19 protein-coding genes, 2 pseudogenes and 1 riboswitch are annotated in these 26440 nt (G+C 72.9%); of the genes and pseudogenes, 17 read left to right on the top strand and 4 right to left on the bottom strand.

Translation table 11 applies throughout. The features are described 5' to 3' along the window. Positions 1 to 41 precede the first annotated feature (41 nt). Positions 42 to 134: pseudogene (locus E0500_RS44500) on the top strand (extradiol dioxygenase); the annotation flags it as partial. A gap of 2 nt (positions 135 to 136) precedes the next feature. Here E0500_RS44500 and E0500_RS34025 read toward each other — a convergent pair. The 3 genes from E0500_RS34025 to E0500_RS34015 form a co-directional block, all read right to left on the bottom strand. Continuing rightward, positions 137 to 1549 (bottom strand): hypothetical protein, encoded by a 1413-nt coding sequence (locus E0500_RS34025; RefSeq protein ID WP_181587322.1) that lies wholly within the window; start codon positions 1547 to 1549, stop codon positions 137 to 139. Between the two features lie 559 nt (positions 1550 to 2108). Next, on the bottom strand, positions 2109 to 3236 hold the full coding sequence (locus tag E0500_RS34020; RefSeq protein ID WP_131567046.1) for an alpha/beta fold hydrolase: 1128 nt from the start codon (positions 3234 to 3236) through the stop codon (positions 2109 to 2111). 122 nt (positions 3237 to 3358) lie between these two features. Further along, the gene (locus E0500_RS34015) at positions 3359 to 4078 is read right to left on the bottom strand and encodes a class II aldolase/adducin family protein (RefSeq protein ID WP_131567043.1); all 720 of its coding nucleotides are present in this window, start codon (positions 4076 to 4078) and stop codon (positions 3359 to 3361) included. A gap of 196 nt (positions 4079 to 4274) precedes the next feature. Here E0500_RS34015 and E0500_RS34010 point away from each other — a divergent pair, with 196 nt between their 5' ends. The 16 genes and pseudogenes from E0500_RS34010 (at position 4275) to cobC (ending at position 24870) form a co-directional block, all read left to right on the top strand. Then, the gene (locus E0500_RS34010) at positions 4275 to 5024 is read left to right on the top strand and encodes a lysozyme (RefSeq protein ID WP_131567040.1); all 750 of its coding nucleotides are present in this window, start codon (positions 4275 to 4277) and stop codon (positions 5022 to 5024) included. 352 nt (positions 5025 to 5376) lie between these two features. Continuing rightward, positions 5377 to 6618, top strand: a complete 1242-nt coding sequence (locus tag E0500_RS34005; RefSeq protein WP_131567037.1) for an inorganic phosphate transporter — start codon at positions 5377 to 5379, stop codon at positions 6616 to 6618. 19 nt (positions 6619 to 6637) lie between these two features. After that, positions 6638 to 6859 (top strand): hypothetical protein, encoded by a 222-nt coding sequence (locus E0500_RS34000; RefSeq protein ID WP_131567033.1) that lies wholly within the window; start codon positions 6638 to 6640, stop codon positions 6857 to 6859. A 110-nt stretch (positions 6860 to 6969) separates the two neighbouring features. Further along, positions 6970 to 7113, top strand: a riboswitch (cobalamin riboswitch). 115 nt (positions 7114 to 7228) lie between these two features. Then, the gene (locus tag E0500_RS33995) at positions 7229 to 8233 is read left to right on the top strand and encodes a cobalamin biosynthesis protein (RefSeq protein ID WP_258573711.1); all 1005 of its coding nucleotides are present in this window, start codon (positions 7229 to 7231) and stop codon (positions 8231 to 8233) included. Further along, a complete protein-coding gene (locus E0500_RS33990) occupies positions 8230 to 9744 on the top strand; it encodes a cobyric acid synthase (RefSeq protein ID WP_131567030.1) in 1515 nt (504 codons plus the stop codon). The genes E0500_RS33995 and E0500_RS33990 overlap by 4 nt, the downstream gene beginning before the upstream one ends. Then, positions 9741 to 13433, top strand: a complete 3693-nt coding sequence (cobN, locus tag E0500_RS33985) for a cobaltochelatase subunit CobN (RefSeq protein ID WP_131567027.1) — start codon at positions 9741 to 9743, stop codon at positions 13431 to 13433. The genes E0500_RS33990 and cobN overlap by 4 nt, the downstream gene beginning before the upstream one ends. After that, positions 13430 to 15445 carry a putative cobaltochelatase gene (locus E0500_RS33980; RefSeq protein ID WP_131567024.1) on the top strand — a complete coding sequence of 672 codons (2016 nt, stop codon included), beginning with the start codon at positions 13430 to 13432 and terminating at the stop codon, positions 15443 to 15445. Before cobN ends, E0500_RS33980 begins: the two co-directional genes overlap by 4 nt. Further along, entirely contained in the window at positions 15445 to 16053 is a 609-nt protein-coding gene (gene cobO / locus E0500_RS33975; RefSeq protein WP_131567021.1) for a cob(I)yrinic acid a,c-diamide adenosyltransferase, read from the top strand. Before E0500_RS33980 ends, cobO begins: the two co-directional genes overlap by 1 nt. 7 nt (positions 16054 to 16060) lie before the next feature. Then, positions 16061 to 17568: pseudogene (locus E0500_RS33970) on the top strand (cobyrinate a,c-diamide synthase). Next, entirely contained in the window at positions 17565 to 18314 is a 750-nt protein-coding gene (cobI, locus tag E0500_RS33965) for a precorrin-2 C(20)-methyltransferase (RefSeq protein WP_131567015.1), read from the top strand. Before E0500_RS33970 ends, cobI begins: the two are co-directional and overlap by 4 nt. A 92-nt stretch (positions 18315 to 18406) precedes the next feature. Beyond that, positions 18407 to 19264 carry a precorrin-4 C(11)-methyltransferase gene (gene cobM / locus E0500_RS33960; protein WP_131567012.1) on the top strand — a complete coding sequence of 286 codons (858 nt, stop codon included), beginning with the start codon at positions 18407 to 18409 and terminating at the stop codon, positions 19262 to 19264. After that, the gene (gene cbiE / locus E0500_RS33955; protein ID WP_131567009.1) at positions 19261 to 20511 is read left to right on the top strand and encodes a precorrin-6y C5,15-methyltransferase (decarboxylating) subunit CbiE; all 1251 of its coding nucleotides are present in this window, start codon (positions 19261 to 19263) and stop codon (positions 20509 to 20511) included. The genes cobM and cbiE overlap by 4 nt, the downstream gene beginning before the upstream one ends. 5 nt (positions 20512 to 20516) lie before the next feature. Continuing rightward, positions 20517 to 22208, top strand: a complete 1692-nt coding sequence (cobJ, locus tag E0500_RS33950) for a precorrin-3B C(17)-methyltransferase (protein ID WP_131567052.1) — start codon at positions 20517 to 20519, stop codon at positions 22206 to 22208. A gap of 5 nt (positions 22209 to 22213) precedes the next feature. After that, positions 22214 to 22873 carry a precorrin-8X methylmutase gene (locus E0500_RS33945; RefSeq protein WP_309505334.1) on the top strand — a complete coding sequence of 220 codons (660 nt, stop codon included), beginning with the start codon at positions 22214 to 22216 and terminating at the stop codon, positions 22871 to 22873. Continuing rightward, positions 22842 to 23813, top strand: coding sequence for a sirohydrochlorin chelatase (locus E0500_RS33940; protein ID WP_181587468.1), 972 nt, complete (start codon positions 22842 to 22844; stop codon positions 23811 to 23813). Before E0500_RS33945 ends, E0500_RS33940 begins: the two co-directional genes overlap by 32 nt. Beyond that, positions 23803 to 24870, top strand: coding sequence for an Rv2231c family pyridoxal phosphate-dependent protein CobC (cobC, locus tag E0500_RS33935; protein WP_131567003.1), 1068 nt, complete (start codon positions 23803 to 23805; stop codon positions 24868 to 24870). Before E0500_RS33940 ends, cobC begins: the two co-directional genes overlap by 11 nt. 582 nt (positions 24871 to 25452) lie before the next feature. On the opposite strand, the gene E0500_RS33930 is transcribed toward cobC, so the two are convergent. After that, on the bottom strand, positions 25453 to 26397 hold the full coding sequence (locus E0500_RS33930; protein ID WP_131571942.1) for an SCO1860 family LAETG-anchored protein: 945 nt from the start codon (positions 26395 to 26397) through the stop codon (positions 25453 to 25455). Positions 26398 to 26440: the final 43 nt, after the last annotated feature.

Raw genomic sequence — 26440 nt, 5'->3', positions numbered from 1 at the left:
CGTGGTCTCGGTCACCGATGCCGGCGAGCCAGTGGATGCGAATGCCCCCGACAGACCAGGACCACGGGTCGTGGCACCACATGGCCCGGGACGCCGGGGGCAGTGTGTGGAGCTTCGGCACATACGCCCCTGGGGGTCAGCTCCCGCCGGTGTGGACCTGGAAGGCGGCGCGGCGTACTGCCTTGGCGAGGGCGGGGTCGGGGTGTGCGGCGGCGAGGGCGACCAGGACCTGCACGGTGCGGGGGTGTCCGACGGCCCGGACCTCCTGGAGGAGAGCGGGCACGGTGGCCTGGACCGCGGACTCCAAGTGCCGTACGAGGAGCGGGGCTTCACCGTGGTCGGCGATGGCTGCGGCCGTGTCCACCCAGAGCCAGGTGGCCTCGCCGCGGGTGAGTACCTCGTGGGCCTCCTCGGGGTCGGCGCCGTCGTGCTCGGCGAGCCACAGCAGGGCGTAGGGCCGCAGCGGGGTCTCGTCGACCACGGCGTGCACGTCGGGCTCGGCGGGGGCTCCGACGACGCGGAGCGCCTCGAAGGCGAGGCCGCGCAGCAGGGCGTCCTCGCCGCGGGCCGCGTCGATGAGTTCGGTGACGGCGCTGCCGACGGGGCGGGCGGCGAGCCAGGCACGGTACTCGTCGCGGGCGGCGTTCGGCCGGAGCTGGGCGCAGCCGCGGAGCATGCCCTCGGCGGACACCTCGATGTTCCCAGCGGGGCTCTGCGCGGCGACGCAGATCTGCTCCAGCTTCACCCAGACCGCCCAGCTGCCGAGCGGGGTGAGCGTGGCCTGACCGTCGCCGTAGGTGAGGGCGCCGACGGAGGCGAGAGCGTGCAGGGCCCAGTCGAGGAGCGGGGCGAGGGTGGTGTCGTCGGGGCTCGTCTCCGGCTCGTCGGTGTCCGCGGCGGGCTCGGGCTGGGGTCCAAACGGGATCTCGCAGCGTTCGGTGCGCAGCTCGGTGACCCGCTGCTGCAGGAGGTCGAGGAGCTGCTCGACCGGTACGGGACCGGCGGAGAGCTGGAGGAAGGAGAGGACCTGGGGCATCGCGGAGACGACCTCGGCGACGGCGGCGGGCTCGCGGTCCGCGGGTTCGGGGTGGGCGAGCGACCAGGCGTCGAAGAGGGCGACCCAGCCACGCAGGACTGCGCTGTCGTCCCGGTTCCAGGCGCGCAGCCGCCAGCCGGGGCGGGCGGTGTCGCCGTGCACCTCGACGAGCCCGGCGAGGCGTGCCGTGTCCCAGTCGTGGCGGATCTGATCCGGGGTCAGCCCCAGCTCGGCGGCGGCCCGCTCCGCGGTCGCGGCGGAGAGGGCGCCCTTGCTGTCGGAGCTCGCGCCCTCACGGCCGGGGCGGAGGGCGCCGTCGGCCCAGCGGGCGACGCGGGCCGCGTCTGCCAGGCCGGCTCGGGCCATGCGGGCGAGTTCCGCCCGTGGCGGGGTGCCCTCCGGGGGGCGGGGAGCCGGTCGGCGGCGCTGGGTCACTGCTGCTCGGGGAGCGGCGGCCAGGTTTCGCGGGCTGACGAGTCGGAGCCTGGAGTCGCGCGGGTTACGGGACGTCACGGGTGCAGTCTTCCGGTTGACGGTCCGAAAACCCAAACGGAATGTCACAGGGGGCGACAGGGATGGCCAACGCAGGGGCTCGGTACGGGCTCGACACGTGTGAGCGTCGCCTTGGCCGAGCCAAAAACGGAATGGCGCCCGCCGCTGCGGGAGGGTGGGTGCCGGGGTCTCGGCCGGCGAATCAGAGCAGTTCGTGTGCCGAGTCTCAGGGGGCGGGGCAGGGCGGGGCGGACGGGTGCGGGTGCGGGTGCCAGGGGCCCAGGGCGGGGCGACGGGTCACCCGATGACCGTACGTCTTCGCACCGCCCCTCATCGTGGCGTCCCTCATCGTGGCGTCCCTCATCTCACCGCCCCTCTTCGTGGCGCCCTCCTTCCCCCACCGTGCCGCTCGGCCCTGTACGGCTCGCTTGTCACACGCCGCACAGCTCGTACAACTCGTACATGGCGGCCTTCGCGCCCTTGCGCCGTCGCGTCGCGCCCCTCATGCGCCAGCGCACGCCCGCTCTCGCCTCCTCCCCCTTCCCTCCTTCCCCCTTCCCGCCTTCCCTCGCCCGTGCCCCTACATCAGGGGCGTCAGGAAGCGGCGCAGGGCCTCCTCGTAGCCTTCCGGGTCGGCGTTCCACATGGCGCCGTGGGGGGCGTTCGGAACGGCGCGCAGGGCGACCTGGTTCGGGTTGCGGTCGGCAAGGCCGCGGGAGAGGGCCCAGGGGGCGATCGTGTCCTCCGGGCCGTGGAAGATCAGGACCGGCGCCGTGATCTGTTCGGGCAGCGCGGCGGCCCCGACGCGGTCGCCGCGCATGCCGGTGCGGCCCTGGGCGGCCCGGACGGCCAGTGGCAGCAGGGCGCCGGGGGTGCGGCGGGCCGCCGCGAGGGCCCGTAGCGTGGTCTCCCAGCTGAGCACGGGCGAGTCCAGTACGAGACCGGTGACGCGCTCGCGCAGGGCGGAGTGGGCGGCGGCGCGCAGGGCCATGGTGGCGCCGGTGGACCAGCCGTGCAGGACGACCTGCTGGGCACCCTGACGCACGGCGTGGTGGATGGCCGCGTCCAGGTCGCGCCACTCGGTCTCGCCGAAGTGGTTCAGGCCGTCCGGGGAACGGGGTGCCCCGGGGTCACCGCGGTAGGCGAGCAGGAGGACGGGGAGCCCGCGCCCGTGCAGGAACTCCACGACGTTCAGGGGCTGTTCGCGGGTGGCTCCCAGACCGTGCACCGCGATGACCCAGGTGTCACGGGCCGCGGGCACGAACCATGCGGGCAGGGCGCCCAGTTCGCCGGGCACCTCGACGTCCGAGTGGTCGAGACCGAGGGCGACACCTGGATCGCCGACGTGGACGTTCGGGGTGAGCCACACCTTGTCGCCGGGTTCGAGGGTGCCGTGGCTGACGCGCTCCAGGCGGCGTACGACGGTGTCGGCGGAGTGGGCGGCGGCGTCCAGGACCGGGCCGACCACCGCGTGCGAGCGGTTGCCCACGAGGCCGTACGCGCCGGGCCGCTGCGAGGCCAGGGCCCGGGTGAGCGTGACCTGCCCGGCGGCCGTCGCGTGGACGGTCAGCCGGGGCTCCGTGGGCAGCCGTCCGCCCGCCGGCACCTTCAGCGCGGCGTCACTGGCGAACCTGCCGACGGCGATGCTCGCCGCACCGGCCGCGAGCGCGGCGGTGGCGGCCGCGGCAGCGGCTTTGGCTGTGCGCACGTCTCCAGTGTCCTGTCGGACCCGGCCCCCGGCCAGCGGGAGGACGGTCCGGAGTGACGACGCCCGGCGGGCCCGGCCACCACTCCCGGCGCCGCTGGAGGTCCCCTCCTCCCGCGCCCGCCTCACCCCGGCTGCCCGTACCCCCGCAATCGCTCCTCCACTTCCGCCACCTGCTCGCGACTCAGGAGGGTCGGGGTCAGCCCCGGCACCGAGGACGCGGTGAGCCAGACGCGGCACATCCACTCAAGCTGGGCCGTGCGGTCGTATGCCTGGGAGAGGGTGGATCCGTATGTGAGCGTGCCGTGGTTCTGGAGGAGGCATGCGGTGCGGCCCTCCAGGGCCCGCAGCATGTTCTCGGCCAACTCCTGCGTGCCGTAGGTCGCGTACGGGGCGACGCGGACCACTCCCCCGAGCGCGGCGGACATGTAGTGGATCAGCGGCAGTTCCCGTACGAGCGTGGAGACGGCCGTCGCGTGGACGGCGTGGGTGTGGACGACGGCGCGGGCGCCGGTGGCGCCGTGGACCGCGAGGTGCGTGGGGAGTTCGCTCGTCGGGCGGAGGGAGCCGAGGACCTGGCGGCCGTCGAGGTCGACGCCCACCACGTCGTCCGGCGTCAGGCGGTCGTACGGCACTCCCGTGGGCGTGACCAGGACCATGTCGCCGACGCGCACGGAGACGTTGCCCGAGGTGCCGACGACCAGACCGTCGGCCACGGTCCGGCGGGCCGTCGCGACGAGTTCGTCCCACGCCCGTGCCACGTCGTCCGGCACTCCCCGGCCCCGTACGGCACGTACGTCCCGCGCGCCCTGAACATCTCCCGTGTCCCGCCCCTGATCTGCCATGCCCCGATCCTGACAGGCGCGTGGGCGGAGGCGGAGGCGGGCGGGGGGAGTGTAGGCCAGGAGGGCGATCTCCGGGAGCACGCATACGTGGACACATCGCCCCTGAGAGCGATTGGCCAGTGATAGCCCGTGTTTCAACGATCTTCCAGTAGCCTCTGGACGATTTGTCGCACACGTCGCCATTCCGGGGGGAAACATGGCCCGTGATCACAAACCGACCCGTCACCGTTCCCGCGTCATAGCGGCATCGGTGGCGACGCTCACCCTGGGCGGGACCGCCCTGGCGGAGATTCCGGTCTCGGCCGCGAGCAAGCCCAGGGGACACGACGTCTCCTCGCACCAGAAGAACGTGAACTGGTCGAAGGCGAAGTCGAAGGGCGCCAGGTTCGTCTACGTCAAGGCGACCGAGTCCCACACCTACCGCAACCCGTACTTCAGCCAGCAGTACAACGGCTCCCGCAAGGCGGGGCTGATCCGCGGCGCCTACCACTTCGCGGTGCCGAACAAGTCGTCCGGCACCACCCAGGCCGCATACTTCGTGCGCAACGGCGGGGGCTGGCGCGCGGACGGCTGGACGCTGCCGCCGGCGCTCGACATCGAGTACAACCCGTACGACAAGAAGAAGAGGTGCTACGGCCTGAGCAGGACCAGGATGGTCAACTGGATCAAGGCCTTCAGCAACGAGGTGAAGCGGCAGACCGGCCGCCGGCCGGTGATCTACACGACCACGCACTGGTGGAAGACCTGCACCGGCAACAGCAGGGCCTTCGGCGCGAACCACGCGCTCTGGCTGGCGCGCTACAGCTCGGCGGGAGCGGGTGAGCTGCCCGCGGGCTGGAAGGTCTGGACGATCTGGCAGCACGACAACGGCAGCGGCAGCCTGCCGGGCGACCAGAACCTCTTCAACGGGTCGATGACCCAGCTGAAGCGGTTCGCGAAGGGCTAGGACCGGCCGGGCCCAACGCCCCGCGGGGCTGCGGGCACCCACGAGGACCCCGGGAAGGACTCACCCGGGGTCCTCACGCATTGGTGGCCCGCACGCAGGCACGGCCCGCACGACCCGCACGCAGGCACCGCCGGAAGGCCTACAGAGGGTATGCGGAATGAAACAGTCCGCATCTGTTCGAGGCACAATGCCTTCAGAGCGCCCCCAACTGGCCGCCAGGGCACGTCCCTCAACGCAAGCGGAACGCCGGTACCTCAATCGGTACACCCCCCAGCCCGCTCCAGTTCATCTTTCGTTCACTCAGGTTGCCTACGGTCCACACGTAACTGGCGTCCAAAAGAAGTCCGGGTAAATGGAAAACTTCTCGCTGATCCTCGCGGTCGTGGTGATCACCGCGCTCGCGTTCGATTTTACGAACGGTTTCCACGACACCGCCAACGCGATGGCCACCACCATCTCGACCGGCGCGATGAAGCCCAAGGTCGCGGTGGCCATGTCCGCCGTGCTCAACCTTGTCGGCGCCTTCCTCTCCATCGAGGTGGCGAACACGATCTCCAAAGGCCTCGTGGACGAGACCGGCATACGACCGGAGGTGATCTTCGCGGCGCTGGTCGGCGCCATCCTCTGGAACCTGCTGACCTGGCTCGTCGGACTTCCCTCCAGTTCGTCGCACGCCCTCATGGGCGGTCTGATCGGCGCGACCATCGCGTCGGCCGGCACGGGCGCGGTGCACGGTGACGTCCTCGTCACCAAGGTGCTGATCCCCGCCGTCGCGGCGCCGCTGGTCGCGGGCATCGCCGCGATGATCGCCGCGCGGCTGACGTACACCATCGGCAAGAACGCCCACGAGAAGGCCACGTCCAAGGGCTACCGCGCCGGCCAGATCACCTCGGCCGGACTGGTCTCGCTGGCCCACGGCACGAACGACGCCCAGAAGACGATGGGCATCATCACCCTGGCCCTGGTCGCCGGCGGTGCGCTCGCCCCCGACTCCGACCCGCCGGTCTGGGTCATCCTGTCCGCCGGTCTCGCCATCGCGCTCGGCACCTACCTGGGCGGCTGGCGCATCATCCGGACGATGGGCAAGGGCCTCACCGATCTCCAGCCGCAGCAGGGCTTCGCCGCCCAGACCAGCGCGGCCACGGTCATCCTGGCCTCCTCCCACCTCGGCTTCTCCCTCTCCACCACGCACTCCGTCTCCGGCGCCGTGATGGGCGCGGGCCTCGGCCGCAAGGGCGGTGTGGTCCGCTGGTCCACGGCCACCCGCATGTTCGTGGCCTGGGGCCTGACCCTCCCGGCCGCGGCCCTGGTCGGCGCCGGCGCCGAGTGGGTGACGTCCTTCGGCAGCTGGGGCACGGCGCTGGTCGCCGTCTTCCTCGTCGCGTCCAGCGCCGCGATCTGGCTGGCCTCGCGCCGCGAGGTGGTCGACCACACCAACGTCAACGACACCGACGAGCCCGCCGGCGTCGTGACCACGGCCGTCGCGGCGGTCACCCCGCCCCCGTTCGGCACCCTCACCGACGACCTCCCGGCCACCGTCCCCGACCACGCTCCCGCCGAGACCCCGGCGAAGCCCCCGGCGACCGCTCTCTGAGCAAGGAAGACACACCACCATGCACATCGACTGGGCAGCCCTCGGCTCCGTCTTCGGAGTCAGTCTCGTGGTCACCGTGGCCCTCGTCGGCCTCTTCACCCTCGGCATCCTCGGCCTCTCCAAGCGCGAGACGGCCACGGCCTCCGGCACCTCGGCGGCTCTCGCCACGACGGCGGCATACGCCTGCTTCGCCGCGTGCGCGGCGGCGGTGACGTACGGGATCTATCTGATCGTGGCCTGACACCGGGGCCACGCGAACGAGTGGGGTGCGGGACGGATCACCGTCCCGCACCCCACTCGTATGTGGGCCTCAGCACACTCTCCCTTCGCAGGTCAACGGCAAGTTGACGGCTCTTCCAAGGGCGTGGTGGACTGCCGGAGCCATGTACGACGGCAGAAGAGGAAGCCGGTGAAAGTCCGGCGCGGTCCCGCCACTGTGACCGGGGTAGCAATCCCCGGGAGCCAGGAACTCTAGCCGCCGGTCTCGTCGAACCAGGGCGTGGACACCCTGAGTGAGGACATATCGCCATGCTCGGCTGCCGATTGAGATCCAGCACCAGCGCTCTGCCGTATCCAGCGGTCACCTCGGTCACAGTGGCCGGCTGAACGCATGCGTGCCGATCGCGTCTTCGCGTACGGCGCCGCCGCCGGGCTTCTCGGCGACCTGCTCCTGGGCGATCCTCGCCGGGGGCATCCGGTCGCCGTGTTCGGGCGTGCCGCGGGCGCCGTGGAACGGGTGTTGTGGCGGGACCACCGGGGGTGGGGCGCGCTGCACACCGCCGTGTGCGTGGGGGGTGTCGTGTCCCTCGCCACCGCCGCCGCACGGGCTGTACGTCCATCCCCTGCCGCCTCCGTCGCGCTGACCGGAGCGGCCACCTGGGCCGTGGTCGGGGGGACTTCGCTCGCGCGGGAGGCCCGGGTCATCGGGCGGGCGCTTCAGGCGGGGGACGTCGACGCCGCCCGGGAACGCCTACCGCATCTGTGCGGGCGGGATCCGGAGGCCCTTGATGCCGACGGGATCGCCCGCGCCGTCGTCGAGTCCGTTGCCGAGAACACGTCCGATGCCGTCGTGGGCGCGCTCGTGTGGGGGGCCCTCGGTGGTGTGCCCGGGCTCCTCGGGTTCCGGGCCGTCAACACCCTTGACGCCATGGTGGGTCACAAGTCGCCCAGGTACCGGCGGTACGGGTGGGCCTCCGCCCGCCTGGACGACCTCGCGGGCTGGCCGGGCGCGCGGCTGACCGCTGTCCTGGCAGCGGTGGCCGGTCCGGACCCGCGCGGTGCCGTACGGGCCTGGCGGGCGGACGCGGCGAAGCATCCGAGCCCCAACGCCGGTCCCGTGGAGGCATCGTTCGCGGGGGCACTGGGGGTGCGGCTCGGCGGAACGCTGTCCTACGCGGGGCGGGTGGAGCACCGGCCCGTACTCAACGCAGAAGGGCGTGCCGTCGCCACACGGGACATCGAGCGGGCCGTGCGGCTGTCCCGGCGCGTCGGCCTGCTGGCTCTCGGCGTCAGTGTGGCCGGGCGGGTTCTGACACGGATTCCGGCACGGATTCCAACACGGTTTCAGGCACGGATTCCGGCACGGTGGTTTCCGGCAGGGGGGCGTACATCATGAGCGGTGGTCTTCTCGTCGCCGGCACCACATCCGATGCCGGAAAGAGCGTCGTGACCGCCGGGATCTGCCGGTGGCTGGTGCGGCGGGGCGTCAAGGTCGCGCCCTTCAAGGCGCAGAACATGTCCCTCAACTCGTTCGTGACGCGGGAGGGCGCCGAGATCGGGCGCGCTCAGGCCATGCAGGCCCAGGCGTGCCGAGTCGAGCCCACCGCGCTCATGAATCCCGTGCTGCTCAAGCCCGGCAGCGAGCAGAGCAGTCAGGTGGTGCTCATGGGCAGGCCCGTGGGCGAGCTGAGTGCGCGCGGGTACCACGGCGGACGGCAGCAGCAACTTCTCGGTACCGTCCTCGACTGTCTCGCCGAGTTGCGGGGCACGTATGACGCGGTGATCTGTGAGGGGGCCGGCAGTCCGGCCGAGATCAATCTGCGGCGCACCGACATCGTGAACATGGGGATCGCCCGGAACGCCCGGCCGCGGCTACCCGTTCTCGTCGTCGGGGACATCGACCGCGGGGGCGTCTTCGCCTCCTTCTTCGGGACCGTCGCCCTGCTGGGCCGGGAGGACCAGGCGCTGGTGGCCGGCTTCCTCGTCAACAAGTTCCGTGGGGACGTGTCCCTGCTGGAGCCCGGACTGGACATGCTGCACGGGCTCACCGGGCGGCGGACGTACGGCGTCCTGCCCTTCCGGCACGGCCTCGGGATCGACGAGGAGGACGGGATGGCGGTCTCCCTGCGGGGGACCGTGCGGGAGTCGAACGTCGCTCCCCCCGTCGGCGAGGACGTCCTGCGGGTCGCCGTCTGCGCCATCCCGCTCATGTCCAACTTCACCGACGTGGACGCGCTGGCCGCCGAACCCGGCGTCGTCGTACGGTTCGTGGACCGGCCCGAGGAACTCGCCGACGCGGATCTGGTGGTGGTCCCCGGCACTCGGGGAACCGTCCGTGCCCTTCAGTGGCTGCGGGAGCGCGGCCTCGCCGACGTGCTCGTCCGCAGGGCCGCCGACGGCCGCCCCGTGCTCGGCGTCTGCGGCGGCTTCCAGATCCTCGGCGAGCACATCGAGGACGACGTCGAGTCCCGGGCGGGACAGGTGGACGGCCTCGGGGTCCTGCCCGTGCGGGTGCGGTTCGCCCGCGAGAAGACCCTCACCCGTCCCGTCGGCGAGGCCCTCGGCGAGCACGTCGAGGGATACGAGATCCACCACGGAGTCGCCGACGTCACGGGCGGTGAAACCTTCCTGGACGGGTGCCGGGTCGGTGCCGTCTGGGGCACGCACTGGCACGGCTCGCTGGAGTCGGACGGTTTCCGGCGGGCCTTCCTGCGCGAGGTGGCCGCCGCCGCGGGGCGTCGCTTCGTGCCGGCCCCCGACACGTCGTTCGCCGCGCTGCGCGAGGAACAACTCGACCGGCTCGGCGACCTGATCGAGGAACACGCGGACACGGACGCGCTGTGGCGGCTCATCGAGTCGGGCGCGCCGCAAGGACTGCCCTTCATTCCACCGGGAGCGCCCGCATGAGCACAGTGTTGTTGTTGTCGACCGCCGACACCGATCTGCTGGCGGCCCGTGCCTCCGGTGCCCCGTACCGGATCGGCAACCCGACCCGGGTCGATGTCGCCGAGGAGCTGCCGGGGCTGATCGAGGGCGCGGACATCGCAGTCGTACGGTTGCTGGGCGGCAAGCGCGCCTGGGAGGACGGGCTGGCCGCGCTCAGGGCGTCCGGCGTCCCGACCGTGCTGCTCGGCGGGGAGAGCGTGCCCGACGCGGAGTTGATGGCCGAGTCGTCCGTGCCGGCGGGTGTGGTGGCGCAGGCGCTGCGCTACCTCGTCGAGGGCGGGCCCGCCAACCTCACCGAGATGGCCCGCTTCCTGTCCGACACCGTGCTGCTCACGGGCGAGGGCTTCGACGAGCCGCAGAAGATGCCCGAGTACGGGGTCCATGGCGAGCGCCCCCGGGTAGAGGGCCGCCCGACGGTCGGCGTCCTCTTCTACCGGGCCCACGAACTGAGCGGCAACACCGCCTTCGTGGACACCCTGTGCGACGCCATCGAGGCGCGGGGAGCGAACGCGCTCCCCGTCCACTGCGGTTCGCTGCGCGGCGCGGACGCCGGGCTCTACGAGCTCCTCGGGCAGGCCGACACGCTCGTCGCCACCGTGCTCGCGGCCGGCGGCACACACGCCTCGCAGGCGTCGGCGGGCGGTGACGAGGAGTCCTGGGACATCGGAGCGCTCGCCGACCTCGACGTCCCCGTGCTCCAGGGACTCTGCCTGACCTCGTCGAGGAGCGCCTGGGACGAGTCCGACGCCGCCCTCTCCCCCATGGACGCGGCGATGCAGGTCGCGATCCCGGAGTTCGACGGGCGGATCGTCACGGTCCCGTTCTCGTTCAAGGAGCAGGGGCCGGACGACGTCCCGGTGTACGTCGCCGACCCGGAGCGGGCCGGCCGGGTCGCCGGAATCGCCGTACGGCACGCGCGGTTGAGGCACAAGAAGAACGCCGACAAGAAGATCGCCCTCGTCTTCACCGCGTACCCGACCAAGCACTCCCGCGTCGGCAACGCGGTCGGTCTCGACACACCCGCCTCGGCCGTACGGCTGTTGGACGCGCTCCGGGACGCGGGGTACTCGCTCACCGAATACCCCTCCGGCGGCGACGAGTTGATCCACCGGCTCATCGAGGCCGGCGGTCACGACGTCGAGTGGCTGACGGAGGAGCAACTGGCGGCAGCGCCCGCGCGCGTGCCGCTGGCCGACTACCGGGCGTGGTTCGACAAGCTCGACCCCGAACTGCGCGACGGGATGGTGGAAGCGTGGGGCGAGCCGCCGGGCTCCCTGTACGTGGACGGCGACGACATCGTGCTGGCCTCCCTCCAGTTCGGGAACGTCGTCGTCATGATCCAGCCGCCGCGCGGCTTCGGCGAGAACCCGATCGCGATCTACCACGACCCGGACATGCCGCCCTCGCACCACTACATGGCGGCCTACCGGTGGCTGGAGGCCGCGCCATCTGAAGGGGGGTTCGGCGCCGACGCGATCGTGCACATGGGCAAGCACGGCACCATGGAGTGGCTGCCGGGCAAGGGGCTCGGACTGAGCAAGGGCTGCGCACCGGACGCCGTCCTCGGCGAGCTGCCCCTGATCTACCCCTTCATCGTCAACGACCCCGGCGAGGGCACCCAGGCCAAGCGCCGCGGACACGCCACGGTCGTCGACCACCTCGTACCGCCCATGGCGCGCGCCGACACCTACGGCGACCTGGCCAAGCTGGAGCAGCTCCTCGACGAATACGCGCTCGTCTCCGACCTGGACCCGACGAAGGCCCCGGCCGTCCGCGCGCAGATCTGGACGCTGGTCAAGGCGGCCGAGCTGCACCACGACCTGCACGTCGACGAGCAGCCGGACGACGGCGACTTCGACGAGTTCGTCATGCACATCGACGGCTACCTGTGCGAGATCAAGGACGTGCAGATCCGCGACGGTCTGCACGTCCTCGGGGGCGGCCCGGTCGGCGAACCCCGCGTCAACCTCGTACTCGCCGTGCTGCGCGCCTCCCAGGTGTGGGGCGGGCGGGCGAACGCCCTGCCGGGGCTGCGCGCCTGCCTGGCCGAGCATTTCGGGCTGGTCGAGAAGGACCTGCTGGCCGAGCCGGGGGCGCCGGTGAAGGTGCCGGCCGAGCTGACGGACCTCGTGGACGGACCGTCCCGTACGGCCGCCGACGCCGTCGACCTGCTGGAGCAGCTGTGCCGGCGGATCGCGGAGGGCATGGAGGAGCGCGGCTGGGCGGTCGCGGAGAGCGGCGCACTGATACGGGACGTCCTCAAGACCGAACTCCCCGGCGCCGTGGCCGTGCTGGAGTTCGCGTGCACGGAGGTCGTGCCCCGGCTCGCGCGCACCACCGACGAGATCGGCCACATCCTCAAGGCGCTCGACGGCGGCTATGTCCCGGCGGGCCCGTCGGGCTCGCCCACGCGCGGACTCGTCAACGTCCTGCCGACCGGCCGGAACTTCTACTCCGTCGACCCCAAGGCCATCCCGTCCCGGCTGAGCTGGGAGGTCGGCCAGTCGCTCGCGGACTCGCTGGTCGCCCGCTATCTGCAGGACACCGGTGAGTACCCGAAGTCCGTCGGCCTCACCGTCTGGGGTACGTCCGCGATGCGCACCCAGGGCGACGACATCGCGGAGATCCTCGCGCTGCTCGGCTGTCGCCCGGTCTGGGACGACGCCTCGCGCCGGGTGACCGGCTTCGAGATCGTGCCCCTGACGGAGCTCGGCCGGCCGCGCATCGACGTCACGGTCCGCATCTCCGGCTTCTTCCGTGACGCGTTCCCGCACGTGGTGGGCCTGATCGACGACGCGGTGCGAGCGGTCGCGGAGCTCGACGAGCCGGCCGATCAGAACTTCGTACGGGCCCACGCCGACGAGGACACCGCCGAGCACGGCGACCGGCGGCGGGCGACGGCCCGTGTCTTCGGCTCGAAGCCGGGCGCGTACGGAGCCGGTCTGCTGCCTCTGATCGATGCCCGCAACTGGCGCTCGGACGCCGACCTCGCCGAGGTGTACGCGGTGTGGGGCGGTTACGCCTACGGGCGCGGGCTCGACGGGCGGGCGGCGCGCGGGGACATGGAGACGGCGTTCCGGCGGATCGCGGTGGCCGCGAAGAACGTCGACACCCGCGAGCACGACCTCGTCGACGCGGACGACTACTTCCAGTACCACGGCGGCATGGTCGCCATGGTCCGACACCTGACGGGCGCGAGTCCCGAGGCATACGTCGGCGACTCCGCCGTACCGGACCAGGTGAAGACCCGAACGCTGGGCGAGGAGACCCACCGCGTCTTCCGCGCCCGCGTGGTCAACCCGCGCTGGATGGCCGCGATGCGGCGCCACGGCTACAAGGGCGCCTTCGAGATGGCGGCGACCGTCGACTACCTCTTCGGGTACGACGCCACGGCCGGGGTCGTGGACGACTGGATGTACGAGAAGCTCAGCGCGGAGTACGTCTTCGACGCGGAGAACCGGGACTTCATGAAGAAGTCCAACCCGTGGGCGCTGCGCGGCATCACCGAGCGGCTGCTGGAGGCGGCGGACCGGGGGCTGTGGGCGGAGCCGGACGCCGACACGCTGGAGCGGCTGCGTGCCACGTATCTGGAGCTCGAAGGCGATCTGGAAGGTGACATGGAGGGCGACTTGGAGGGCGACGACCAGTGAGTGTTCCGTTTCCGTTCACGGCGGTCGTCGGTCAGGACGACCTGCGGCTCGCGCTGCTGCTGAACGCGGTGTCGCCCGCGGTCGGCGGTGTGCTCGTACGGGGCGAGAAGGGTACCGCCAAGTCCACGGCGGTGCGCGCCCTGTCGGCGCTCCTGCCGGAGGTGGACGTCGTCGCAGGGTGCCGTTTCTCCTGCGCTCCGGCCGCGCCGGACCCCGCGTGCCCGGACGGGCCGCACGAGGCCGGCCCCGGTGCGGCACGCCCCGCGCGCATGGTCGAACTGCCCGTCGGCGCCTCCGAGGACCGGCTCGTGGGCGCCCTGGACATCGAGCGGGCGCTCGCGGAGGGCGTGAAGGCCTTCGAGCCGGGACTCCTCGCGGACGCGCACCGCGGCATCCTCTACGTCGACGAGGTCAACCTTCTCCACGACCACCTGGTCGATCTGCTGCTGGACGCGGCCGCGATGGGCGCGTCGTACGTGGAGCGCGAGGGTGTCTCCGTACGGCACGCGGCGCGGTTCCTGCTCGTGGGGACCATGAACCCCGAGGAGGGCGAGCTGCGGCCGCAGTTGCTCGACCGGTTCGGGCTGACCGTGGAGGTCGCGGCCTCGCGGGAGCCCGAGCAGCGGGTGGAGGTCGTGCGGCGGCGGCTCGCGTACGACGACGACCCGGCCGGCTTCACGGCGCTCTGGGCCGACGAGGAGGCCGCCGTACGGGCACGGATCGTGGCCGCGCGGGAGCTGCTGCCGTCGGTGCGGCTGGGCGACGGGGCGCTGCGGCAGATAGCGGCGACCTGCGCGGCCTTCGAGGTGGACGGTATGCGGGCCGACATCGTGATGGCCCGGACGGCGACCGCGCTCGCCGCGTGGGCCGGGCGGACGGACGTACTCGCCGAGGACGTACGGCAGGCCGCGCTGCTCGCGCTGCCGCACCGGCGCCGGCGGAACCCCTTCGACGCGCCGGGGCTGGACGAGGACAAGCTCGACGAGACGCTGGAGGAGTTCTCCGGAGACGACAGGCAGGACGACGGTCGAGACGACGATCCCGGGCCCGACGACAGCGGGCCGGGCGGGGGCGGCGGGCAGCCGGCGCCGGACGCCGGGCCGCAGGGCGGGGACACGGGTGCGCGGCCCGAGGCCGGGGAGAACGGCGAGCCCCGGGCGCCGAGCGCCTCCGAACAGTCCGCCGTACGGGCTTCCGAGCCCTTCCGTACCAAGGTGCTGAGCGTGCCGGGCATCGGTGAGGGTGCCGCCGGGCGGCGCTCGCGGGCGCGGACGGAGCACGGGCGGACCACGGGTGCCCGGCGGCCCCGAGGAGCGCTCACCAAGCTGCACCTGGCGGCGACCGTGCAGGCTGCCGCGCCGTATCAGCGGGCGCGGGGGCGGTCGGGGCCGGGGCTGGTCGTGCGCCGGGACGATCTGCGGCAGGCGACCCGTGAGGGGCGTGAGGGGAACCTCGTGCTGTTCGTCGTGGACGCCTCCGGGTCGATGGCGGCGCGGCAGCGGATGAGCGCCGTCAAGGGGGCTGTTCTCTCGCTGCTGCTGGACGCCTATCAGCGGCGGGACAAGGTGGGGCTGGTGATCTTCCGGGGTGCGGCCGCCGATGTGGCGCTGCCGCCCACGTCGTCGGTGGACGCGGCGGCGGTCCGGCTGGAGTCGTTGCCCACGGGTGGGCGGACTCCGTTGGCCGCGGGGCTGTTGAAGGCCCATGACGTGCTGCGGGTGGAGCGGCTGCGGGACCCGGCGCGGCGGTCGCTGGTCGTGGTCGTGACCGACGGGCGGGCCACCGGTGGCCCGGAGCCGGTCGCCCTCGCAGGGCGGGCCGCGCGGCTGTTCGCGGCCGAGGGTGTGGCGTCCGTGGTCGTGGACTGCGAGTCCGGTCCGGTGCGGCTGGGGCTCGCCGGGCGGCTCGCGGGTGAGCTCGGTGGCACGGCGGTGACGCTCGACGCGTTGCGGGCGGACTCGATCGCCGGGCTGGTCAAGGAAGTTCAGGGGAGTTCAAGGAGGGCCGCGTAGTGCCGCAGGGGCAGCCGAGTGTGGTGCCGGACGACGGCCTGACGACTCGTCAGCGTCGTAACCGGCCTCTGGTCGTCGTCCACACGGGGATCGGGAAGGGCAAGTCGACCGCTGCGTTCGGGCTCGCTCTGCGGGCCTGGAACCAGGGGTGGCCGATCGGGGTGTTCCAGTTCGTCAAGTCGGCCAAGTGGAAGGTCGGCGAGGAGAACGCGCTGCGGGTGCTGGGCGCCAGCGGCGAGGGCGGGTCCGTCGACTGGCACAAGATGGGCGAGGGCTGGTCGTGGGTCCAGCGCGACATTCAGGGTGACAACTCGACCAACGAGGAGAAGGCCCGCGAGGGGTGGGAGCAGGTCAAGCGGGACCTGGCGGCCGAGACGTACAAGCTGTACGTGCTGGACGAGTTCGCGTACCCCATGCACTGGGGGTGGGTGGACACCGATGAGGTCGTGGACGTGCTGCGGAATCGACCCGGGACCCAGCATGTCGTGATCACCGGGCGGAACGCGCCGGAGGAGCTCGTCGACTTCGCCGACCTCGTGACCGACATGTCCAAGGTCAGGCATCCGATGGACGCGGGCCAGAAGGGCCAGCGGGGCATCGAGTGGTGATGTCGTCGTGAAATCCTCGTCGTCTTCCGTTCCACGGCTGGTCGTCGCCGCGCCCTCGTCGGGCAGCGGCAAGACCACCGTCGCCACGGGGTTGATGGCCGCGTTCACCGCGCGGGGCCTCGCCGTGTCCCCGCACAAGGTGGGGCCGGACTACATCGATCCCGGGTATCACGCGCTCGCCACGGGACGGGTGGGGCGGAACCTCGACGCGTATCTGTGCGGGCCGGAGCTGGTCGGGCCGTTGTTCGCGCACGGGGCGCGCGGGTGTGATCTCGCGGTCGTCGAGGGTGTGATGGGGCTGTACGACGGGGCCGCCGGAGAGGGAGAGCTGGCGTCCACCGCGCAGGTCGCGAAGCTGCTGCGGGCGCCTGTTGTCCTGGTGGTCGACGCGTCGTCGCAGTCGCGGTCCGTGGCGGCGCTGGTGCACGGGTTCGTGTCGTGGGATCCGGAGGTGCGGGTCGGGGGCGTGATCCTGAACAAGGTCGGGTCCGATCGGCACGAGGCGCTTGTGCGGGAGGCGTTGGACTCCGTCGGGGTGCCGGTGTTCGGGGTGCTGCGGCGGATGGCGCAGGTGGATACGCCGTCTCGGCATCTGGGGCTGGTGCCGGTTGCGGAGCGGCGCTCGGCGGCTGTCGAGGCCGTGGATGCCATGGCGGCGCTGGTGGGTGCCGGGTGTGATCTTGAGGGGTTGCTCGCGCTGGCGCGGAGTGCGGGTGGGTTGTCGTGTGCGGGCTGGGACGCGGCTGAGGCCGTGGGAGTTTCGCCCCCGCCGCCCCTTCCCGTTCCCGACCTCGGGGGCTCCGCCCCCGAACCCCGTATCGGCCTGAACGGCCTCGTCCTCAAACGCCGGACAGGCTGGAGGGTGCCGGCCTTGCCCGGCCTCACACGCCAAGCGGACCGAAGGTGTCGGACAGGCCAATCGTCGCCCTCGCCGGTGGGCCCGCCTTCACCTTCTCCTATGCCGAGCATGCCGAGCTGCTCTCGGCCGCCGGAGCCGACGTCGTCACCTTCGATCCGCTCCGTGACGAGGGGCTGCCCGACGGTACGGGCGGACTGGTCGTCGGAGGTGGGTTCCCCGAGGTGTACGCCGCCGAGCTGTCCGCCAACGAACCCCTCCGCAAGGCCGTTGCCGAACTCGCGCTGGCCGGTGCACCCGTGGCCGCCGAGTGTGCCGGGCTGCTGTATCTGTGCCGGGAGCTCGACGGGCAGCCGATGTGCGGAGTGATCGACGCGGCGGCCCGTATGACGCGACGGCTCAGCCTCGGTTACCGGGACGCCGTCGCCGTCAGCGACAGTTCGCTCGCCGCTGCCGGGACCCGGATGCGTGGGCACGAGTTCCACCGGACCGTGGTCGAGCCGGGTGCGGGGGCGGCTCCCGCCTGGGGGGTGCGCGCCCCGGAGAAACGCGTCGAAGGTTTTGTGCAGCACGGTGTGCACGCGAGTTATCTGCACACCCACTGGGCCTCCTCGCCCGGTGTGGCCCATCGGTTCGTGGAGAGGTGCCGGACGTCATGAGCAGCAGGTTGATCGGAGTCGGGGTCGGGCCCGGTGATCCCGAGCTGGTGACCGTCAAGGGCGTCAACGCTCTGCGGGCCGCCGATGTCGTCGTCGTGCCCGTCATGGCCGCGCCGGACGGAACGGACGGCGGTGAGCGCGGGCGGGCCGAGGCGACCGTGTTGCACTACGTGCCGGAGGAGAAAGTCGTACGGGTGGTGTTCGCTCTGAACGAGCGGACCGACCGGGGGCGGCGCGAGGCCGCGTGGGATGCCGCCGGGCGGAGGGTGGCCGACCTGCTCGGGAAGTTCTCGTCCGTCGCCTTCGCCACCATCGGTGATCCGAACGTGTACTCCACCTTCACCTATCTCGCCCAGACGATCGTGGAGCTGGTGCCGGGAACCGGTGTGGAGACCGTGCCCGGTATCACCGCCATGCAGGATCTCGCCGCCCGGTCCGGGGCCGTACTGACCGAGGGGACCGAGCCGCTGACGCTCGTGCCGGTGACCGCGGGGGCCGCCGTGCTGAAGGAGGCGCTGGGCGGGCCGGGCACGGTCGTGGCGTACAAGTTCGGGCGGCAGGCGCGGGAGGTGGCCGAGGCGCTGCGGGACACCGGGCGGGTCGAGGACGCCGTGTGGGGGTCCGCGCTCGGGCTGCCCGACGAGTCCATCCGGTCCGCCGCCGAACTCGATGACGGGCCGCTTCCCTACCTCTCCACCCTCATCGCGCCCGCCCGGCGCGACGGCGGACGCGGCGGGAAGTTGTGAGCGGCAGTCCGAGTACCGACAGTCCGAGTGCGGGGTCGGCCCATGCCACCCCCACCACCCGCCAGACGATGCCCGAGAGAGGACCGATCCCCATGGCCGATGCCCCCACCGGCAAGGTGACCTTCGTCGGTGCCGGCCCCGGCGCCGCCGACCTGTTGACGCTGCGTGCCGCGCGCGCGATCGCGGAGGCGGACGTCGTGATCTGGGCGGCCAGCCTGGTGCAGGCCGAGGTCCTCGACCACGCACGCGAGGGCGCGGAGATCCTGGACTCGGCGGCCATGTCGCTGGAGGACGTCGTCGCCGTGTACGAGCGGGCGCGGCAGCAGGGTCTGCGGGTCGCCCGTGTCCACTCCGGTGATCCCGCTCTCTGGGGCGGTACGCAGGAGCAGCTCGACCGGTGTGCCGGGATCGGGATCGCGACCGAGGTCGTGCCCGGGGTGTCGTCCTTCTCGGCCGTGGCCGCGCTGGTCCAGCGCGAGTTGACCATTCCGGAGGTCGCGCAGTCCGTGGTGCTGACCCGGCTCGGCGGTGGCAAGACACCCATGCCGCCGGGTGAGGAGGTGCGGGAGTTCGCACGGCACGGCACGACCATGGCGGTCTTCCTGTCCGCCGCGCGCAGCGGGCAGCTGGTGCGGGAGCTGCTGGAGGGCGGCTATCCGACCAGCACACCCGTGGTCGTCGCGTACCAGGCCACCTGGCCCGAGGAACTGGTCGTGAGGTGCACGATCGAAACGCTGGAGGAGACCGTCAAGGAGCACAAGCTGTGGAAGCACACGCTGTTCCTGGTCGGCCCGGCCCTCGACGCGCACGGCACGCGCTCGCACCTGTACCACCCGGGGCACTTCCACGGCTACCGGAAGGCCGACCCCGCGGCGCGCAAGGCCCTGCGTGAGGAGCGGCGGGACGCTCGCGATGCCGCGGAGGCCGCCCGGCGAGGTGCTACGCCGTGATCACCGTCATCGGTACGGGGACGGGGGCGCCCCTCACCCCGGACGCCAAGGAGGCGCTGGCCGGGGCGGACGTGGTGGTGGGTGCGCGGAGGCATCTGGAGGCCACGGGGCTGCCGCGCACGGTCGAGCGGATCGTCCTCGGTCCGCTGGCGCCCGCGCTGGACGCGATCCAGGAGCACCTGGAGAAGGACGAGGAGCGGCGGATCGTCGTCCTCGCCTCCGGCGACCCCGGCTTCTTCGGGATCGTCCGGGTGCTGGCCCAGCGGTTCGGGGCGCGCCGCCTCGACGTACGGCCGGGTGTGTCGTCCGTCGCCACGGCCTTCGCCCGTGCCGGACTCTCCTGGGACGACGCGGTGGTGGTGAGCGCGCACGGGCGCGATCTGCGGACCGCGCTGAACGTGTGCCGGGCGCATCCGAAGGTGGCCGTGCTGACGGGTCCGGGCGCCGGGCCCGCCGAGCTGGGCGCGGGGCTCCGGTCGAGTCGGCGCGTCCTCGTGGTGGCGTCCGCGCTGGGCGACCCCCGGCGTGAGCGGGTCGAGCGGGTGACGCCGTCCGAGGCCGCGGGCCGGGAGTGGGACGGCGCGGTGAGCGTCGTGCTGTGCCTGGACGAGCAGCGGGCGGTCGCTCCGCTGCGCACCGTGGCCGGACCCGCGCCCCGGCCGGCCGTATGGGCCCTGGACGAGGACGCGTTCGCGCATCGCGACTCGATGATCACCAAGTTCGAGGTGCGGGCGCTGGCACTGGCGCGGCTCGGTCCGCGCCTCGGGGACCTGGTGTGGGACGTCGGCGCGGGCTCCGGTTCCGTGGCCGTGGAGTGCGCACGCCTCGGCGCCGCCGTCACCGCGGTCGAGAAGACGCCGGACGGCGTGGAACGAATTCGTGCCAACGCGGCGGCGCACGGCGTCGACGTACAGGTCGTGCACGGGGCGGCGCCCACCGTGCTGTCCGATCTCGACGATCCGGACGCCGTGTTCATCGGCGGCGGAGGGCACGAACTGCCCGCCATCGTCACCGCCTGCGCGCGACGCGCCCGGCGGACCGTGGTGGTCGCCATGGCGGCGCTCGACCGGGTTCCGGCCGCGCGGGAGGCGCTCGTCGGCGCCGGGTTCGCCTGTGACGGCGTCCTGTTGCAGTCGTCGCGGCTGGCGCCGCTGCCGGGTGACGTGACCCGGCTGGCGGCGACCAATCCCGTTTTCCTGCTGTGGGGCGTCAGGCCTCCGGCGCGTACCGAAGGAGTTGCCCCGTGAGCGGCCTGATCGGCCTGATTTCCGCCACCGCGGCGGGCGCGGCCGCCCGTGACCGGCTGGCCGCGGCGTGGCCGGAGCGCACGCGCGTGTACGACGGGCCCGTAGGGGACGCCGTGCGGCGGGCGTTCGGGGAGTGCGAGCAGCTGGTGTGCTTCCTCGCGACGGGCGCGGTGGTCCGGCTGGTCGCGCCGCTGCTGGACGGCAAGGCGTCCGACCCCGGGGTCGTGTGCGTGGACGAGGCCGGGCGGTTCGCCGTGTCCCTGCTCGGCGGGCACGCGGGCGGCGCCAATGAACTCGCCCGCGAAGTGGGTGAGTTGCTGGGGGCGGAGCCGGTCGTGACCACGGCGACGGACGCGGTGGGCGTGCCGGGCCTCGACACGCTCGGGCTGCCCGTGGAGGGCGATGTCGCGGGGGTGACACGGGCTCTGCTGGACGGTGATCCGGTCGCGCTGGAGGCGGAGGTGTCCTGGCCGCTGCCCGCGTTGCCGCTGGCGGACGCGGGGTCGTACGTCATCCGCCTCACCGACCGGACGGTTGCCCCCGCCGAGCACGAGGTCGTCCTCCGTCCCCCCACCCTCGTCGTCGGTGTGGGCGCCTCCAAGGGCGCCCCCGTGGACGAGGTCCTCGGGCTCGTCGAGGGCGCCCTGCGGGACGCCGGACTGTCCGTGCGCAGCGTGGCCGAGGTGGCCACCGTGGACGCCAAGGCCGGCGAGCCCGGGATCGTCGGGGCGGCCGAACGGCTCGGGGTGCCCGTGGTGACGTACACCGCCCAGGAGTTGGCGAAGGTGACCGTGCCGAATCCGTCGGACGCGCCGCTCGCCGCCGTCGGCACGCCGTCCGTGGCCGAGGCCTCGGCCCTGGTGCGCGGGGGCGAACTCCTCGTCCCCAAGCGGAAGTCGGGGCGCGCGGACGGGCGGCCCGCCATGGCGACCTGTGCCGTCGTACGGCGGCCCGCGCGCGGCCGGCTCGCCGTCGTCGGGCTCGGTCCCGGCGCCCGCGACCTGCTCACGCCGCGCGCCAGGGCGGAACTGCGCCGCGCCGCCGTGCTCGTGGGTCTCGACCAGTACGTCGACCAGATCCGCGACCTGCTCCGCCCCGGCACCCGAATCCTTGAGTCCGGGCTCGGCGCCGAGGAGGAGCGGGCGCGTACGGCGGTCGCCGAGGCGCGGCGCGGGCAGGCGGTCGCGCTGATCGGCAGCGGGGACGCGGGCGTCTACGCGATGGCGTCGCCCGCGCTGGCGGAGGCGTCCGACGACATCGACGTGGTGGGGGTGCCGGGTGTCACGGCGGCGCTCGCAGCGGGGGCGATCCTCGGAGCCCCCCTCGGCCACGACCACGTGTCGATCAGCCTGTCCGACCTGCACACGCCCTGGGAGGTCATCGAGCGGCGGGTGCGGGCCGCGGCCGAGGCCGACATCGTCGTGACGTTCTACAACCCGCGCAGCCGCGGCCGGGACTGGCAGCTGCCGAAGGCGCTCGCGATCCTCGCCGGGCACCGGGAGCCGACGACGCCTGTCGGTGTCGTACGGAACGCTTCCCGCGCGGACGAGTCCAGCCGTCTGACGGACCTTGAGTCCCTGGACTCGGCGACCGTCGACATGATGACCGTCGTGACCGTCGGCAACACCGCCACCCGCGAGATCGCGGGCCGCATGGTCACACCGCGCGGCTACCGCTGGCAGGAGGAGGGCCGGTGAGCCAGGTGTTCCCCGGGAACCGCATCGACAACCAGGTCGAGAACCGGGTCGTGCACCCGATCGAGGCGGAGTCCTTCCGGAGGCTGCGCGCCCGCCTGGACACCTCGCACTTCCCGCCGCTGACGAGGGCGGTCGTGGAGCGGGTGATCCACTCGGCGGCCGATCTGGAGTACGCCACCGACCTCGTCATGGACGAGGGCACGCTGGAGAGGGCGCACGCCGCACTGCACGCCGGGGCGCCGGTCGTCGTCGATGTGGAGATGGTCGCGGCGGGCATCACGCGCCGCGAGACCGTGTGCCATCTCAGGGAAGCCGAGTCGGGCCCCGGGCTGACGCGCTCGGCGCACGCGGTCCGGCTGGCGTACGAGCAGGTCGGCCCCGGAGCGCTGTGGGTGATCGGCTGTGCGCCCACCGCCCTGGAGGAGCTGCTCACCCTGGACGCGGACCCGGCGCTCGTCATCGGGCTGCCCGTCGGTTTCGTGGGCGCGGCCGAGTCCAAGGCCGCGCTGCGCGAGAGCGGGCTGCCCGCCGTCAGCAACGTCTCCGAGAAGGGCGGCTCGGCGGTTGCGGCGGCCGCGTTGAACGCCCTGCTGTACCACCCCGTATCGTCACCCACCACACTATTCGCATCACCTGTACCACCCGTCTCTAAGGAGAAGCCGTGACCACCCCCCGTCCCCCGCCCTGCTCATCGCCGGTCACGGCACCCGGGACGACGCGGGCGCCGAGGCGTTCCGTTCCTTCGTACGGGAGTTGGGGCTCCGGCACCCCGAACTGCCCGTGGCGGGCGGGTTCATCGAGCTCTCGCCGCCGCCGCTCAGCGAGGCGGTCACCGAGCTCGTGGAGCGCGGGGTGCGCCACTTCGCCGCCGTACCGCTGATGCTGGTGTCCGCCGGGCACGCCAAGGGGGACATCCCGGCGGCGCTGGCCCGCGAGAAGGAGCGGCACCCGGAGATCTCGTACGCGTACGGGCGTCCGCTGGGCCCGCACCCGTCGCTGCTGAACGTGCTGGAGCGGCGGCTGGACGAGGCGCTGGGCGGCACCGGGGGCCGTACGCCGGGCGACCGGGCCGATGTGACCGTGCTGCTCGTCGGGCGGGGGTCCACGGACCCCGACGCCAACGCCGAGGTGCACAAGGCGGCGCGGCTGCTGTGGGAGGGACGCGGGTACGCGGGCGTGGAGACGGCGTTCGTGTCGCTGGCGGCGCCGGACGTGCCGGCGGGCCTGGACCGGTGCGCGATGCTGGGCGCCCGGCGGATCGTCGTCCTGCCCTACTTCCTCTTCACGGGCGTCCTTCCGGACCGGGTGCGGCTGCAGACCGAGGGCTGGGCGGCCGCGCACCCCGAGATCGAGGTGTTCTCGGCCGACGTCATCGGTCCGGAGCCGGAGCTGCTGGACCTGGTGATGGAGCGGTACGAGGAGGCGGTGAAGGGGGATCTGCGCATGAACTGCGACTCGTGCGTGTACCGGGTCGCGCTGCCGGGCTTCGAGGACAAGGTGGGCCTGCCGCAGCAGCCGCACCACCACCCGGACGACGACGGCCACCACCACGGGCACGGGCATCACCACCCGCACGGAGGGCACGCGCACTCCCATGCACACTGACGGGCACGATCTGCGGCACCACGGGGACGCCGAGGTCCGTGACGACGGTGCCGCGCTCACCGATCTCGCGGTGAACGTCCGCGCGGACACGCCTCCGGCGTGGCTGCGGGACCGGATAGCCGAGTCGCTGGCCGGGACCGGCCTGGCCGCCTACCCGGACGGCCGGGCCGCCAGGGCGGCGGTGGCGGAGCGGCACGGGCTGCCCGTGGAGCGGGTGCTGCTGACGGCGGGTGCGGCGGAGGCGTTCGTGCTGCTGGCCCGCGCCCTGAAGGTACGTCAACCCGTCGTCGTCCACCCGCAGTTCACGGAGCCGGAAGCGGCGCTGCGGGACGCGGGGCACACGGTCGACCGGGTGCTGCTCCGCCCGGAGGACGGTTTCCGGCTGGACCCGGCGGCGGTGCCCGAGGACGCGGACCTGGTGGTGATCGGCAACCCGACGAACCCCACGTCGGTGCTGCACCCCGCACGACTGATCTGCGAACTCGCCCGCCCGGGGCGGACATTGGTCGTGGACGAGGCGTTCATGGACGCGGTGCCGGAGGAACGTGAGTCTCTGGCCGGGCGGTTGGACGTACCCGGTCTCGTCGTCCTGCGCAGTCTCACGAAGACATGGGGGCTGGCCGGGCTGCGGATCGGGTACGTGCTGGCGGCGCCCGAGACGATCGGTGAACTGGAACGTGCACAGCCGCTCTGGCCGGTGTCCACCCCTGCGCTTGCGGCGGCGGAGGCGTGCGTGTCGCCGCGGGCGCTCGGGGAGGCGGCGTCCGCGGCGCGCCGCATCGCCGCGGACCGTGCCCATCTCGTGGCCGGCCTCCGCGAGTTCGCCCCCGACGGCCTCGTCGTCGCCGAGCCCGCGGAAGGGCCGTTCGTCCTCGTGCGCCTTCCCCGCGCGGCGCGTGTGCGGCACCACCTGCGCGGCCTCCGCTTCGCCGTGCGCCGCGGGGACACGTTTCCCGGCCTCGACGACGGGTGGCTGCGGCTGGCGGTGCGGGACCGGGTGACGGTGAACGGGTTCTTGCAGGCGTTGGACAGGGCGGTGACGCTGGCGGGCCGCTGAGGGGGTTTTCCTCGCCCCCGCCGCCCCTACCCGTCCCATCCCAGGGGCTCCGCCCCTTCAACCCGGCCAAGGGGGCTCCGTCCCCTGGACCCCCGCCCCCGATCCCGGGGCTGCACCCCGGACCCGCCCATAAGGCCCACGCCCCCGAAACTCCGGGGGTTTTTGGGGCTCCACCTGGGCCCCACGTTTCCTGGCTCCGCCCGGGCCCCACGTTTCCTGGCTCCGCCCGGGCCCCACGTTTCCTGGCTCCGCCCCTCGCCCCCTCTCGGGGCAACAGCCCTGGGCCTCTTCCGGGCTCCGCCCACGGACCTTCCTCGGGGCTCCGCCCCGGCCCCTTCTTTGGGGCTCCAGCCCCGGCCCTCCTCTTTCGGGGCTCCGCCCCGTACCCCGTTCGGGGGCCAGCCCCCGGACCCCCGCTCCCCAAACGCCGGAGGGGCTGGAATTTGCCGGCCGGGGCTGGAATTTCCAGCCCGTCCGCGTTTGAGGACGAGGCCGTTCAGGCCGATGCGGGGGTCTGGGGGCGGCAGCCCCCAGGGAAGGGATGGGACGGGTAGGGGCGGCTGGGGCGAGAAAACCCGGGCCTCAGCCCCTCGCCCTCCGAGCCAGCGCCACCGCTCCGCCACCCGCCACGAGCAACGCGACCGCCCCACCCGCGATGTACGGCGTCATCGAGTTGCCCCCGGTCTCCGCGAGGTCGGACTCGGAGGCGGCCCCCTGCGGCTTCACCTCGGACGCGGAGCCGGACCCGGCGTCGGAGCCGGTGTCGGATCCGGCGTCGGAGCCCGTGTCGGACGTCGAGGACGCCGCCGCCGGGGACTCGCACGTCGCGCTCGCCAGGGTGACCGTGCCCTCCACCTCCGCGACGTTCAGCTCCAACGGGTTGACGGAGACCTTGAGTTCGAGGGCCGTCGCGGCGGCCGTACGGGAGGTCGTCTCCTTGCGCGATATGTCGAGGACGACCTCACCGACTCCGGGGACCTTGACCTCGGTCGTACCGTCCGCGGACACCGTCACCTTCTTGCCGAGCACCGTCACCCCACCCGCGAGGTTGGACTCGGCCACCGGTTGCTCGCCCGCCTCGCACGTCGCGCGGGACGTCACACCCTCCAGCTCGATCAGGGAGAGGAGAGGGAGACCCGGCACGTGGATCTTCGCGTTGGCGAGGTCGGTGCGGCCCTCGGCCTTCGCCGCGGACGCCGTCGCCTTCGCCGTGGCCACGTCCGCGCGCAGCACGGTGAACGACTGGCCTCCGTCCACCCCGTCCAGCCGCGCGCTCAGCGTGCTCCGGTCGGCGTCGGCCGGTGCCTGCACCTCGTTGAGCGAGACCGTGAGCGGGACGTTCACGGTCTTGTTCACCAGGGACACGTCGAGCCCGGTGCGCAGGACGACGGCGCTCGCACGACCTTCGTCCTCGGTCGCGTGGGCGGCGCCCGCGCCGGCCAGGACCGCGGGACCGGCGGCTATGACCGTGGCCGCCGCGGTGACGGCCAGACGGCGTGCGGGCAGGCGGAAGTTATTGCCGTTCAAGGGTGGGCTCCCCAGGGAAGAAACACTTCGGGACCCCGCAAGA

Origin of the sequence: Streptomyces sp. KM273126 (assembly GCF_004337435.2) — a bacterium.
Lineage (GTDB): Bacteria > Actinomycetota > Actinomycetes > Streptomycetales > Streptomycetaceae > Streptomyces > Streptomyces acidicola.
The sequence above is the reverse complement of the archived record's forward strand: the minus strand, read 5'-3'. Positions and strand labels throughout refer to the sequence as shown.